14 protein-coding genes are annotated in these 13,868 nt (G+C 43.3%); 8 read left to right on the plus strand and 6 right to left on the minus strand.

Translation table 11 applies throughout. The features are described from left to right. Nucleotides 1-90: 90 nt before the first annotated feature. From bla to KSX81_RS02370, 3 genes are all read left to right on the plus strand, one after another. A complete protein-coding gene (gene bla / locus KSX81_RS02360; protein WP_217725791.1) occupies nt 91-972 on the plus strand; it encodes a class A beta-lactamase, subclass A2 in 882 nt (293 codons plus the stop codon). A gap of 71 nt (nt 973-1,043) precedes the next feature. After that, a complete protein-coding gene (locus KSX81_RS02365; RefSeq protein ID WP_217725790.1) occupies nt 1,044-2,456 on the plus strand; it encodes a GNAT family N-acetyltransferase in 1,413 nt (470 codons plus the stop codon). Nucleotides 2,457-2,477: 21 nt separating this feature from the next. Continuing rightward, nucleotides 2,478-3,002, plus strand: a complete 525-nt coding sequence (locus KSX81_RS02370; protein ID WP_217724819.1) for a hypothetical protein — start codon at nt 2,478-2,480, stop codon at nt 3,000-3,002. 70 nt (nt 3,003-3,072) lie between these two features. Here KSX81_RS02370 and KSX81_RS02375 read toward each other — a convergent pair whose 3' ends face one another. Beyond that, entirely contained in the window at nt 3,073-3,747 is a 675-nt protein-coding gene (locus KSX81_RS02375; protein WP_217725789.1) for a MarC family protein, read from the minus strand. 158 nt (nt 3,748-3,905) lie between these two features. Between KSX81_RS02375 and KSX81_RS02380 the strand changes: the two genes are divergently transcribed. After that, nucleotides 3,906-4,886 (plus strand): linear amide C-N hydrolase, encoded by a 981-nt coding sequence (locus KSX81_RS02380; RefSeq protein ID WP_217725788.1) that lies wholly within the window; start codon nt 3,906-3,908, stop codon nt 4,884-4,886. A 115-nt stretch (nt 4,887-5,001) separates the two neighbouring features. Here KSX81_RS02380 and KSX81_RS02385 read toward each other — a convergent pair whose 3' ends face one another. Together KSX81_RS02385 and KSX81_RS02390 are read right to left on the minus strand one after the other, a co-directional pair. After that, nucleotides 5,002-5,466: a MaoC family dehydratase gene (locus tag KSX81_RS02385; protein WP_004308264.1), complete on the minus strand. Its 465-nt coding sequence runs from the start codon at nt 5,464-5,466 to the stop codon at nt 5,002-5,004. A 120-nt stretch (nt 5,467-5,586) separates the two neighbouring features. Then, complete coding sequence (locus tag KSX81_RS02390; protein ID WP_008651245.1) at nt 5,587-6,114, minus strand: SGNH/GDSL hydrolase family protein; 528 nt, start codon at nt 6,112-6,114, stop codon at nt 5,587-5,589. 119 nt (nt 6,115-6,233) lie between these two features. On the opposite strand from KSX81_RS02390, the gene KSX81_RS02395 reads away from it, so the two are divergent. Together KSX81_RS02395 and KSX81_RS02400 are read left to right on the plus strand one after the other, a co-directional pair. Beyond that, on the plus strand, nt 6,234-8,072 hold the full coding sequence (locus KSX81_RS02395) for an RluA family pseudouridine synthase (protein ID WP_217725787.1): 1,839 nt from the start codon (nt 6,234-6,236) through the stop codon (nt 8,070-8,072). A 71-nt stretch (nt 8,073-8,143) separates the two neighbouring features. Then, a complete protein-coding gene (locus KSX81_RS02400) occupies nt 8,144-9,127 on the plus strand; it encodes a fimbrillin family protein (RefSeq protein WP_004308267.1) in 984 nt (327 codons plus the stop codon). 96 nt (nt 9,128-9,223) lie between these two features. On the opposite strand, the gene KSX81_RS02405 is transcribed toward KSX81_RS02400, so the two are convergent. The 3 genes from KSX81_RS02405 to KSX81_RS02415 form a co-directional block, all read right to left on the minus strand. Next, nucleotides 9,224-10,597, minus strand: coding sequence for an MATE family efflux transporter (locus tag KSX81_RS02405; protein ID WP_004304817.1), 1,374 nt, complete (start codon nt 10,595-10,597; stop codon nt 9,224-9,226). 123 nt (nt 10,598-10,720) lie between these two features. Next, a complete protein-coding gene (locus tag KSX81_RS02410; RefSeq protein ID WP_007750505.1) occupies nt 10,721-10,927 on the minus strand; it encodes a hypothetical protein in 207 nt (68 codons plus the stop codon). 78 nt (nt 10,928-11,005) lie between these two features. Next, nucleotides 11,006-12,511, minus strand: a complete 1,506-nt coding sequence (locus KSX81_RS02415) for a TrkH family potassium uptake protein (RefSeq protein WP_004301980.1) — start codon at nt 12,509-12,511, stop codon at nt 11,006-11,008. A 250-nt stretch (nt 12,512-12,761) separates the two neighbouring features. Here KSX81_RS02415 and KSX81_RS02420 point away from each other — a divergent pair, with 250 nt between their 5' ends. Further along, nucleotides 12,762-13,061, plus strand: a complete 300-nt coding sequence (locus KSX81_RS02420) for a nitrous oxide-stimulated promoter family protein (protein ID WP_004304816.1) — start codon at nt 12,762-12,764, stop codon at nt 13,059-13,061. Nucleotides 13,062-13,080: 19 nt separating this feature from the next. Continuing rightward, nucleotides 13,081-13,812, plus strand: a complete 732-nt coding sequence (locus tag KSX81_RS02425) for an SDR family NAD(P)-dependent oxidoreductase (RefSeq protein WP_004308271.1) — start codon at nt 13,081-13,083, stop codon at nt 13,810-13,812. The last annotated feature ends 56 nt before the right edge of the window (nt 13,813-13,868 follow it).

The following is a 13,868-nucleotide window of genomic DNA, read 5'->3' on the forward strand; positions in this document are numbered from 1 at the left end:
CAAAGGCAATTACTATTTATACCTTTGTGACTTCAACAGAAAATATGATTTCAATAGAGAATTAGTAACCCGTTAAAAGAGAAATTGATTATGCGTTCATTCATAGTATTTCTTTGTTTAGTCCCCACCCTCCTGTTTGCCCGACAAACTCAACTTGAGACACAGTTGAAAGAAGCCATCAAGGGAAAGAAGGCCGAAATAGGAATAGCCGTCATCATTGATGGGAAAGATACGATAACTGTCAATAATGATATTCACTATCCACTGATGAGCGTATTCAAGTTTCATCAAGCATTAGCATTGGCCGATTATATGGGAAAACAGAGGCAATCGCTGGAAACCCGGTTACCCATTAAAAAATCGGATTTAAAGCCAGATACTTACAGTCCGCTACGGGATAAATATCCGCAGGGCGGAATTGAAATGAGTATTGCCGACCTGCTAAAATATACACTCCAACAGAGTGACAACAATGCCTGCGATATTCTTTTTGATTATCAGGGAGGTCCGGATGCCGTAAACAAGTATATCCATTCACTGGGAATTCGGGAATGTGCCATTGCCGGTACGGAAACTGCCATGCACGAAGACTTGAACCTATGTTATGAAAACTGGACTACTCCGTTAGCCGTAGCCGAATTAGTGGAAATATTCCGTAAGAAGCCATTGTTTCCCAAAGTGTACAAAGACTTCATATTTCAAACAATGGTAGAATGTCAAACCGGACAAGACCGTCTGGTTGCTCCGTTGCTCGACAAAAAAGTAACCGTAGGTCATAAAACCGGAACTGGAGATCTTAATGCGAAAGGACAACAAATCGGTTGTAATGACATCGGTTTCGTTCTTTTGCCCGGTGGACGTACTTATAGTATAGCTGCCTTCGTGAAGGATTCTGAAGAAAATAATCAGGCGAACAGTAAGATTATCGCTAATATTTCCCGTATCGTTTACGAATATATAATGCAGCATTAAGATGGAGACAAAGTACGTTCGGTACAAATGAAGATAGAAACAAAGTAATAGAAATTAGAAAATTCATTTATATGAAACTACATCATATCGCTATCTGGACTTTTCGTCTGGAAGAACTAAAAGAGTTCTATGTCCGCTTCTTCGGAGGAAAAAGCAACGAAAAATATATCAATCCCAAGAAAGGATTCGAGTCCTATTTTATCTCTTTTGGAGAGGGAACAGACTTGGAACTGATGAGTCGTACAGATGTACAGAACACTCCCATTGAAGAAAACAGGGTTGGACTGACACACTTTGCTTTCACCTTCCCCAGCCAGGAAGAAGTATTACGCTTCACCGAACAAATGCGTTCGGAAGGATATACCATCGCCGGCGAGCCGCGTACTTCGGGAGACGGATACTTTGAAAGTGTAGTCCTCGATCCTGACGGAAACCGGATTGAGTGCGTATATCGGAAAACAGCAAACGAATCGAAAAACAAAGCAAGACAGGAAACTGAAATAGAAAGTATTCCCCCCGTGACGCTCCATACAGAACGTTTATTTCTCCGCCCTTTCGAAGAAAGAGATGCAGAAACATTTTTCGCTTGCTGCCAGAACCCGAATTTGGGAAACAATGCCGGATGGCCGCCCCATCGTACGTTGGATGAATCCCGCCGGATACTTCATTCCACATTTATCAACCAAGAGGGGATATGGGCAGTGATACTAAAAGATACGAAACAGCTAATCGGTTCCGTAGGAATCATCCCCGACCCTAAACGCGAAAATCCGCAAGTGAGAATGTTGGGTTACTGGCTCGACGAATCTTATTGGGGCAAAGGATACATGACCGAAGCAGTGCAGGGTGTCCTCAACTATGGCTTTGAAGAATTGCGGCTTAGCCTCATCACAGCTACCTGTTATCCGCACAACAAACGTTCGCAGAAAGTACTGAAAAAGAACGGTTTCATCTACGAAGGTACACTTCATCAGGCAGAACTGACTTACAACGGAAATATCTACGACCACCAGTGTTATTATCTCCCCGGCATCTCCCAACCTACTTCGGAAGATTATGAAGAAATCCTTCATGTATGGGAAACGTCCGTCCGTCACACACATGATTTCCTGACGGAAGAAGATATCCTGTTTTACAAACCATTGGTGCGGAAGCATTATCTACCCGCCGTTGAACTTTTCGTTATCCGCAATGCCAGTGGAAAGATAGTCGCCTTCATGGGACTAAGCGATGAACTGATCGAAATGTTGTTCGTACACCCTGACGAGCAGGGAAAAGGATATGGCAAACGACTAGTAGAATACGCAAAAGACAAAAAACAGATGGATAAAGTTGACGTAAACGAACAGAATGAAAGGGCACTCCAATTCTATCTCCATCTGGGATTCCGGATCATCGGCAGAGATAAAACGGACAGCATGGGTAAACCTTTCCCCATCCTTCATTTACAACTGTCGGAAGCGAATCCCGGTAACAGAGATTAACTCTCAAAAAAACAAAGCTACATGAACCTACGTGCCAGATTATCCGAACGTGTACACATTGAAGATATCAGAGAAGTACTCCATTTCATACAGGACGACGAGCGTTTTAGAGAAGAAATCTACCAACTGATATTCGACGAAGACCACATTGTCTCCTATCAGGCATTGTGGGTATGTACTCATTTCTCAAAAGCAGATGTGGAATGGTTAAGCCGGAGACAAGACGAATTGATTGACGCCGCTATGACCTGCCCACATTCGGGAAAGCGGAGAATGATCCTGAACCTGCTATGCCAGCAACCTGCCGCCGACCCGCCACGAGTGGATTTCCTCGATTTCTGCATGGAACGCATGATATCCCGTGAAGAGCCACCCGGTGTGCAATCTCTCTGCATAAAACTGGCTTATCAACTGACGCGCTCCATCCCGGAACTGCAACAGGAATTACGTACCATACTGGAAATCATGGAGCCCGACTTGCTGGTTCCTGCCATCCGTTCTGTACGAAGAAACACTTTAAAGGCCATGAAAGCAAAGAAAAGCTGATTGTTTTTATCACCTTCATTTTAAATAAGTAAAGATGCAATTTAGTTGTTAATAAGAATGTGCGTATCAATTAGAGTATATTCAGATGGAATATCTGGGATATACCCGTCACCGAAATCTGAATACCGATGCAGAAAGTGAAAAAAGCAACGAGCTTATTAATAATTTGATTTCCCACCGGTCCCAACCTCTGAATAAACCTCTGCCCTTGCGAAAGGAATACATAAAAGATGGCCGCCATACAAATAATAACAAGTGCAATGACCAAATAATTAATCCCAGTTTGCAACAATTTGCCTTTAACACTGGCAGACGCCATCAAAGTAAAGATAACCGATATACTGCCCGGCCCGATACTGATAGGAAACGTGATGGGATAAAATATCTTCTGCTCGATGTTTTTCCATCTGAAGCCGTCTACATTCTTACTGGCTTCTTCTTTATCAGACGAACCCGAATCGCCCAACAGTTCCATTGCCGTTTTACAAATCAGTATTCCGCCTCCCAACTGAATAACGGGAATAGCCAAACCGAAAATCAATAGAAACAGATGCCCTATCACCAACGTCCCGACACCAATCATTATAAAATTGAACGTCAGTTTCTGAATAGCTGCTTTCCGTTGTTGAGGATCGAGGTCTGTAAAGAATCCATTGACGACAAAACCATTTCCCAGAGGATTTATCACCGGAAACAGCGCCATAAACGATGACGAAAATATGATGAGAAGATTGCTTAATGACATAATTCCTGTTTTTTGATACTTTATTAATATCTGATACTTATCTAAAACATAAATGGAACGTTATTGTTTTCAGAATACGCTTTTGCGGAATGAATTCGCATCCGTTGGATTCCCTGTAAAAGCAGCTTATAATAAACCTTTAACTAGAAATTAAAATTATGTGTACAAGAGTCGTTTATTCGGGAAAGAATGGAATGGTGGCAACCGGCCGGTCTATGGATTGGAAAACAGAAATGCACAGTAATCTTTGGGTATTTCCCAAAGGTATGGAAAGAAATGGAGAAACGGGAGCCAACTCCCTGAAATGGACGTCCAAGTATGGCAGTGTGGTAACTTCGGCTTTCGAGATTGCCAGCACAGACGGGATGAATGAGAAAGGTTTGGTTGCCAATCTATTATGGTTGCCCGAAGCAGAATATCCGATCAGGGATCAAAGCAAACCGGGACTTGCCATTACTGCATGGGTGCAATATATGCTGGATAACTTCGCCACCGTAGACGAGGCTGTCGCTTTCATTGATGAAAACACTTTCCAAGTGGTATCGGACCTGATGCCGGATGGTTCCCGCCTGGCAACCTTGCATTTATCTATTTCCGACGCAACGGGCGATTGTGCGATATTCGAATATACGGGTGGAAAGCTGACTGTTTACCACAGCAAGGAGTACAAAGTAATGACCAACTCCCCTACCTACAACAAGCAACTGGCACTAAACGAATACTGGAAATCAATAGGAGGATTGAGCTTCCTGCCCGGAACCAACCGTCCGTCCGACCGTTTTGCAAGAGCCAGTTTTTATATCAATGCCCTGCCCCAAACAGATGATGTGAGAATAGCCATAGCAAGCGTATTCAGCGTTATCCGTAATACTTCTGTTCCTTATGGCATATCCACTCCCGAATTTCCGGAAATTTCCACCACACAATGGAGAACGGTATCGGATAGTAAGAATTTGCTCTACTTCTTCGAATCAAGTCTGACACCTAATACATTCTGGGTAAACTTACGGGAAACAGACTTGTCGGAAGGAGCTCCGGTACTCAAATTATCTATCGCAAACGGTGAAACTTATCATGGAAATGCAACGAAAGAGTTTAAACCGGCACAGCCGTTCAGATTTATGGGAGTAAAAGGATAAAATTATCCCCGGAAACGATCCATCTGAAGCACATCCCAAAAGTTTTTGTATCTAACTTTTAAGACGTATTTCGATCATTTCCGGGGATAAAATCTGTTTCTTTAACAGCTTGCCATTAATTGAAATAATAAAGGAACACAGCAATTCCTTCCAGCGCCTTCTTTGGTTGGTCTTTTATTTCGATAGCAAACTTGATTTCCGCTTTTGCCACACCACGCAGATTAGTCAGCGAGTGCAAAGTAGTCACCAGACGGATGCTCTGTCCTGACAATACAGCCTGACCGAATTTCATTTTGTCCATACCGTAGTTAATCATCATTTTCAGGTTATTTACCTGGATAATCTGATTCCACAGATAAGGAAGCATAGACAATGTCAGGTAGCCATGAGCAATCGTGCTATGATAAGGGCTATCTACTTTCGCACGTTCCGTATCTACATGAATCCATTGATGATCCAGCGTTGCATCAGCAAAAAGATTAATACGTTCCTGCGAGAGTTCCACATAATCGGAAACACCTATCTGTTGGCCTACTAGTTTTTCGAATTCTTCGTACGAATTGATAATTACTTTTTCCATAAGTCTTATCGTTTTTATGGGGGTTATTTACTATTAAACTGGGGACAAAAATAGGAAAAATAAACTGATATGCCACCAAATTTATAAATAAAAGCAAGGAATGAAGTATTTAGGTATGTTTTACAAACCGGAAGCCTGTTTCAGTGCTTCTGTCAGAATACTATACCCCTTACCATTCAAATGTAAATCGTCGAGAGTCAACTCCGGATTCAGCCTGCCATCCTGCAATAAACGATTGAATACGTCCAGATAGACAATATCTGTTCCCTGCAATTTTTCGTGTATCTTCCGGTTAAGGATCTGGATAAATTTATTCACAGCCGTACTGTAATCATCATAATCATTACGCGGAAAAATACAGAAAAGATATGTTTTCAGTGAAGGGACGGCAAGAACCGCTTTTACATAACGCTCTACATATTCATCTATATTTTCATCGTTCAACTGATAAATATCATTGGTTCCGAATTGAACGACGACCTGGCAATCGGAAGTGTCTACCGCAAAAGACTCCACATAGGCCAGCCCTTCACCGGGAGCACCATAGTTCAGACATTCCCATTGTGGGAAATAGATATCTAGTGCCCAAAAAGCCATGTGACTGTTACCAAGAAAGGCAAATTTTGGTTTTTCTTCTATCCTATCCATACAATTTCATTCAAACGTCCACGTTATCTCACTCAAACTCTCAAACAAATATAGAATAAAATTCGCGGATTTACGTTACTTTTGCAAAGGTAATCACATTCATTCATATATATAAACCGATGATACATTTTTTCAAGAAACCCGTTTCTCACCTTGCGTTGCCGGAGAAATTCACTTATCCTTTCCATTATACACCTCATCCATTGTGTGTGTTGGCTGCGGAAGAAGTGAAAGAATATATTGCAAGCCGGAAAGAATGGCAAGAGGAATTGGCTTCCGGAAAGATGTTTGGAGTGTTGATTGTGCAAACGGACAACGGAATAACAAACAACGAAGAAAATCAGATTGGTTATCTTGCAGCTTTCTCCGGCAATCTGGGCGGAAAGAATCTGCATCCTTATTTCGTTCCTCCTGTTTATGACCTATTACAACCGGAGGGATTCTTCAAAATCGAAGAAGAACAGATTTCTGCCATTAATATCCGTATTCGTGAATTGGAAAACAGTAGTTCTTATCTCGATTCAAAAGAGAAATGGAAGATAGAAACAGAACAGGCTAAAGCTGTTTTGAATCAAGCAAAAGCGGAGCTTAAAATGGCAAAGGAGGCAAGAGAGATTCGCCGCCAGTCATCTCCCGAGCTTTCCGAAGAAGAACAAGCCTCCCTGATTCGGGAAAGCCAATACCAAAAGGCGGAATACAAACGATTGGAAAAGGAATGGAAGAAACGATTGGAAGAGCTCGAAACGGAAGTCAGGCACTTCGATATTGAAATAGAGCGATTGAAAACCGAACGAAAAGAACGTTCAGCAGCTTTACAAAGAAAATTATTCGAGCAATTCCGGATGCTAAATGCCCAAGGAGAGGTGAAAGACTTATATACTATTTTCGAGCAAACGGTTCAGAAAGTTCCTCCTGCCGGTGCGGGTGAATGTGCTTTGCCTAAGTTATTGCAATATGCGTATCTTCATCAATTAAAGCCATTGGCTATGGCTGAATTCTGGTGGGGCGACTCTCCTAAAAACGAAATCCGGCATCACGGATATTATTATCCTTCCTGCAAAGGGAAGTGCGAACCGATTCTGCAACACATGTTGCAAGGATTGGAGGTAGACGAAAATCCACTGCTGAATCCTGTTCATGAAGAGGAAGAACTAGAAATCGTGTTTGAGGATGAATGGTTACTGGTAGTCAATAAACCGGCAGGGATGTTGTCCGTTCCGGGAAAAGCAGAGGACAGAGATTCAGTCTATCATCGTTTGAAGAAAAAATATCCCGAAGCTACCGGTCCTATGATTGTACACCGGCTCGATATGGCTACTTCAGGATTATTGCTCGTTGCCAAAACAAAAGAGGTACATCAGGATTTACAGGCACAATTTGCAAACAGAAGTATCAAGAAACGCTATGTGGCTGTGCTGGATGGGGCGATAATAAAAACAGAGAAGGAGACAAAGCCAATAACAGAGAAAGCTATATTAATAGCAAAGGAAACTGTATCAACAAAAAAAACAGCAAAAGCAGAAAGAACAGGAAATACAGGAAGAATCGAACTCCCTCTTTGTCTGAATCCTCTCGACCGTCCTCGACAAATGGTTAGTAGCGAACACGGGAAAGAAGCGATTACAGAATATCAGATCATCAGTGAGTCTGAAAGAATTACCAGTGAATCTGAAAACACTTTCAACGAATCAAACAGGATTGATGAATCAGAAAGGAATATCAATGAGTCAAGAAAATACACCCGGATTGTCTTCTATCCATTGACCGGACGCACACATCAGTTAAGAGTACACGCCGCCCATCCGGAAGGCTTGGGATGCCCCATACTTGGAGACGAACTCTACGGAAAGAAAGCAGACAGACTATACCTCCATGCCGAATATATAGAGTTCCGCCATCCCATATACGGAGACATTCTCTGCATACAGAAAGAGGCCGATTTCCATAAAAAAATATGATTAAGCCATGAACCAAATTCTTTTTGAAATGTATATAGGGGTAATTACTAATTTTCAAAAAGAACCTGACTATGGACATCAAATTCCGCATTACAAAGTATTTAGCCGTATCTGCTTTAGCAATGCTGCTACTGGGAGCCTGCTCCAAAAACAATATCTACATCAACTATCCTGACGAAGAAAACAACGGAGGCTCATCCGGCTCCGGCAATGATGACAACAACGGTAATCCGACCAAAGAGAATGCGCTGATTACTTTCAGTGCTTCCGTAGAAGGACGAAACATCACACGAGCCATGTCCCCCATGGGAAAAGGACTTCAAAGCTGGTTGTGTGCCTATACAGCCAACACATCGAACAATATCACAGGCGCTCCCGTTGCTCAAGGCAACTATGTCACCTCCTCCCCCGGTGTACTGACAGGAAATCTAGGATATAAAATGTATTTGAGCAATGCTATCTATAGCTTTTATGCCGTATCATGCAATTCCACCAGCCCGGCGCCTACTTTCACCAACGGACTATCCGAACCTTTATCCAACGGAGTAGATTATCTTTGGTGGCACGCAGTTCATCAGGACATCGCCAGTTCACAGATAAATATCCCCATAACCTACCAACACGCAGCCACGCAAGTAGTTGTAGCGATCGCCGGAGGAGAAAATATCACTTTAAACAAGATACTTTCCGCTACCATCACCCCACCGAAACCGGGCGCAATCATGGATTTGTCAACAGGTATCATCACTTCGGAAGTCAGCTATGACAAAGCAGCCGATATGGGAATCAACGACTTCACCGTACAATATATCATGTTACCCGTAAAGAGCTCCTCTCCCATGACTTTGACACTGGAGCTGATGGTAAACGGAGAAAGCTTTTCACGTACCTACACCACTCCGCTCACTCCACCCAACAACCTCCTGTCAGCCGGAAATTCATACCTTTTCCGGGCAGTTATCAATGAAAACTCCATCTCATTCGCCAATGTCAGTGTGAAAGAATGGACAGAGGTAGACGAAAGCGGAAACCCGCTATACCCTGTACAAGATTAAAATATCCGAAATAAAATCAAAGCAAACCAGATTACGCAAGCCACAAACTGGGTTATGCAAACTGCAAGTCGGGTTACGCAAGCCACCAACCGGCAATCATGCCACCGTTTGCGTAACTTGGCTATTTGTAAACACCTGCTTCTTCAACCTGCGATAAACATAGATAAAGGCCGGCACGAGGAATAAGTCTGCCGCTATCCAAGCCATCGGATCACCGTAACAGACAGCAATAAAACCGAATACCGGTACGGCATAGAGACTGACAAGAATACGAGCAATCATCTCCGCCACTCCGGAGAACATGGCAAGATTGGTATATCCTACTCCCTGAATGGTATAACGCAAGATGCACAACAAACCAAGCATCGGGAAGAACATACAGGAGACATGCAGGAACAACTCGGTATCCAACAGTATTTCCGTTTCCGACGGATCTACAAAGATCAATGCAAAATATTTGGCTCCCACCATCAGAAGAACGAATGTAAATGCCGCATAAACGATCATCATCAAAGCACTCGCCTTAATTCCCAACCAGACACGCTCCGGTTTTCCTGCCCCATAATTCTGTCCGCTATACGTAGCCATTGCAATTCCCAGACTCTCGAACGTGCAGATAAAGAACATCTTGATGCGCATAGCAGACGTAAAAGCTGCCACACACGCTGTTCCCAATGCATTATTCGCACTCTGAAGCATGATGCTGCCGATAGCCGTGATAGAAAACTGCAATCCCATAGGCACACCAATGTAAAGCAGTGTCTTAGCCAGTTTCGACTGGAACCGGCGTTCTTTCGGAGTACCTTGCAATATTTCAAACTTCCGGTACATATAAATGTAGCAAAGAACAGCCGACAATCCTTGCGAAAAGACAGTAGCAATAGCAGCTCCCGCCACTCCCCAGCCAAGTACCAAAATACAGAACAAATCAAGAATGATATTCAGAACAGCCGCAAACAGCAGAAACCAAAAAGGCGTCTTACTGTCTCCCAACGCACGGATAATGCTCGAAAGAAGATTATAGAAGAAAGTACACGGCACACCAATAAACGTGACAAGCAAATAAGCATACGCCCCTTCGAAAATATTCTCCGGCGTACGCATGATCCGAAGAATATCCTCACATAAAATACAGGTGAGAAGAGCAATCACCACAGACATTCCCGCAGCCAGTTTCAGACTGACGGCCACATAACTGCGCATCGTACTGTAATCCCGCGCCCCAAACTTCTGCGCAACGGGTATTCCGAAACCTCCGCAACATCCATTGCAGAACCCGAGAATAAGAAACACCACCGATGTGCTAGCTCCAACAGAAGCTAACGCGTTAATTCCTAAAAACTTTCCTACAATTGCAGCATCAACAAGCGAATACGTTTGTTGCAACAGATTGCCGAGTAAAAGCGGCAGCGTAAACTTTAAAATGAGAGGTAATGCCGGCCCTGCCGTCATTTCTTTAGAAGTTGCCATACGTCTATGTTCTAAAATCGGATGCAAAGATACGGAAAATTCAATGAATTAGTTCTTGATTTGCGTTCCTCTTTTAGTTGACATAAATCAAAAAAATCAGTATGAGAGCATGAGTCTCCCGGTCTATCGTTTCACCAACCGTTTAGGTGAACCATGCCACGAGCATCCCAGGCAGAAGACTTCTGTCAAATCGAACCCCTCCATCGAATCTTCCGGATATTTGGGAACGACTTCACCATCTTCGAGCACATAAACCAGCAGCCTGTCACCCTGTTCATTCTTCACATACATAGCTGCAATCTTGCATTGCGGACACAATAACTTTTTCATGCTGCAAAGATACAGATTGTTTCCGTCAACCACAAACTCTTCCAACGATGTTTCAGAAGCCCGTTCATGATTTACAGTTTATCTATTCTTCCAGAATCCCGGATAAAACAACAGGAGTACACTAAACAATTCCAGACGTCCCACCAGCATCAGAAAAGAAAGTATCCACTTTGCCAGATCAGGTAAAGAATTCCACGAATATGCAGGCCCGCAAGTTCCCAATCCCGGACCGACATTGCCTATACTCGAAATAACCGTACTGACGGACTCGGAAAAGCCAACTCCCAAAAACAAAAGAGCCGTCCACCCAATCAGGATCAGAACCAGATAAAAAGCAAAGAAAATCAATACGGTAGTTACGATAGAAGAAGACACCGTCTGCTTATTGATACGTACGGGAAGCACGGCATTCGGGTGGAGCAGATGTTTGAACTCATTCCGGATGGCACGCGCCACAATCAGCAACCGCATATTCTTGATACCTCCACTGGTAGAACCCGTACACCCTCCCGAAAGCATCGCAATGAACAACAGTAACCACGTGAAAGGAGGCCACATATTATAATCATCCGTAGCAAAACCGCAGGAAGTATGCACCGTAGACACCTGGAACAATGCTTTCCGGAAAGCCAGTTCCCAGTCATAATGATTTTGAAAGACGAGCGCCAACGTGATAAGAAAAGTCAAGATACCCACTGACGCCAGAAACCAGTGTAACTCTTCATCTTTGAATAAACGACCGACTTTTCCTTTCAAACACATCAGAAACAAAGAGAAGTTGATACTGGAAACAATCATAAAGATAGCCACCACATATTCTATATACGGAGAATTCCAGTAAGATATACTGTTCTGCTTGGTAGAATATCCGCCCGTAGCAGTAGTGGCAAACGACTGGCAAATGGCATCAAACAAGCTCATACCCCCAAACATCAATAAGACAGTTTCTGAAACTGTCAATACCAGATAAATTGTCCACAACCACTTGGCCATGACATTGATTTTCGGATGGGTACGGTCGTGCGTCACTCCCGTAGATTCAGCAGAGAAGAGTTGCACTCCTCCCGTGGTAAAGATAGGAAGAATGGCAATCGTGAAAAACACAATCCCCAAACCACCGATCCACTGCGTCAGGCTTCGCCAGAAAAGCATACCGTGGGAAAGGGATTCAATATCATCGAGAATAGTAGCTCCTGTAGTGGTAAACCCGGACATGGTTTCGAAAAAGGCATTGGTTATCGTATCAATGCTTCCGCTAAAATAAAAAGGAAGCATGCCGAAAAAGGTAAAAAACACCCATGAAAGAGTGACCACACAATATCCGTCTCTCCGGCTCATCTTATTCTCCGCTCCCCGTCCGTAGAGCAGTAACAATCCGCCTACCACAGCATTGATGATACAGGTGTAAAGAAAGTATTTATAATCACTTTCCCCGTAACCAGCCGACACTCCGGCACAAAGTAAGAACATCCCCAATTCGATAAATAGCAACATACCCAACACGCGCCCTATCATCTTCCGGTTAATCATGCTATTATTCTTACTCCGAATATACAGACTGTTATCTGAAATGTACTCTTCCATAACTCATGAATCATTTTGTATGTTCCCCTCATAGCCAAGAGTATGCCAAAATGAAAAGGATTCTGATAATTAGCTTGTAATCAATGCTATATTTTTTTCATTTTGAAAAAGTAATCTCTAAATACCCTACCAAAATGAAAGGGTGCTTTTCAAAATAGAAAAAAGAAGAAGGTGTATTTTAACAGAATACGCCTGCATTTCTGCATAATCTTCGCTATCTTTGTCATTCCAAAGTGTAAAAAAGAAAAAGATGAAAGCATCACGCATTGCGCACGAAAAGAAAACGGTAGAGTTGATGATCCGCCTCTATTGCCGGAAAAAAGAAAAAAATACAATTCTTTGTGCCGACTGTGAAGAGTTGCTCCGCTATGCCCACGCACGTCTCGACCATTGTCCGTTTGGAGAGAAGAAGAGTGCATGCAAGGAATGCACCGTACATTGTTACAAACCCGTCATGCGCGAACGAATGCGACAGGTGATGCGTTTCTCCGGACCGAGGATGTTGCTTTATGCACCCTGGCAGGCCATACGACATTTATTGAACCTATAACTTACTAAAAAAATCAGTAATGAAAAAAGCCATTATCATTGGCGCTACCTCCGGCATCGGACAAGAAGTTGCAAAATGTCTGTTACTGGATGGATGGCAAATCGGAGTAGCCGGCAGACGGCAATCTGCTCTCGAAAACCTGCAACGGGCAGCACCGGATCAGATTCAAATTCAAACGTTGGACGTAACCCAGGAAGATGCAGGCGAGAAATTGAATATGCTCATCGACAAGGTGGGCGGCATGGATTTGTTTCTTCTTAGCTCGGGCATCGGTTTCCAGAATACGAATCTGAACATGGAGGTGGAGCTGAACACAGCATACACGAATGTAGAGGGATTTATCCGCATGGTGGATACCGCTTTCATCTATTTCAGGAAAAGCGGAGGCGGCCACCTGGCAGTCATCAGTTCCATCGCGGGAACGAAAGGACTTGGAGTGGCTCCTGCCTACTCTGCCACCAAACGCTTCCAGAACACTTACATAGATGCTCTCGAACAACTTTCATATTTACAAAAACTGAATATCCGTTTTACTGATATCCGTCCCGGATTTGTTGCCACCGACTTGCTCAACGACGGGAAACATTATCCGCTATTAATGGATGCAGCGAAAGTGGGACGTCACATCGCCTGGTCACTGGAGCGGAAACAACGGATAGTAGTGATCGACTGGCGCTACCGGATACTAGTCTTTTTCTGGAAAATGATTCCCCGTTGGATGTGGAAACGGCTGCCCGTGAAAACCAATTAACACCAAAAGCAAACCAGGAAAGAAATAAATGAATAAATAGCAAGACCGGATTACTT

Source organism: Bacteroides sp. MSK.18.37 (genome assembly GCF_019129155.2).
In the GTDB taxonomy this organism is placed as follows: domain Bacteria; phylum Bacteroidota; class Bacteroidia; order Bacteroidales; family Bacteroidaceae; genus Bacteroides; species Bacteroides ovatus.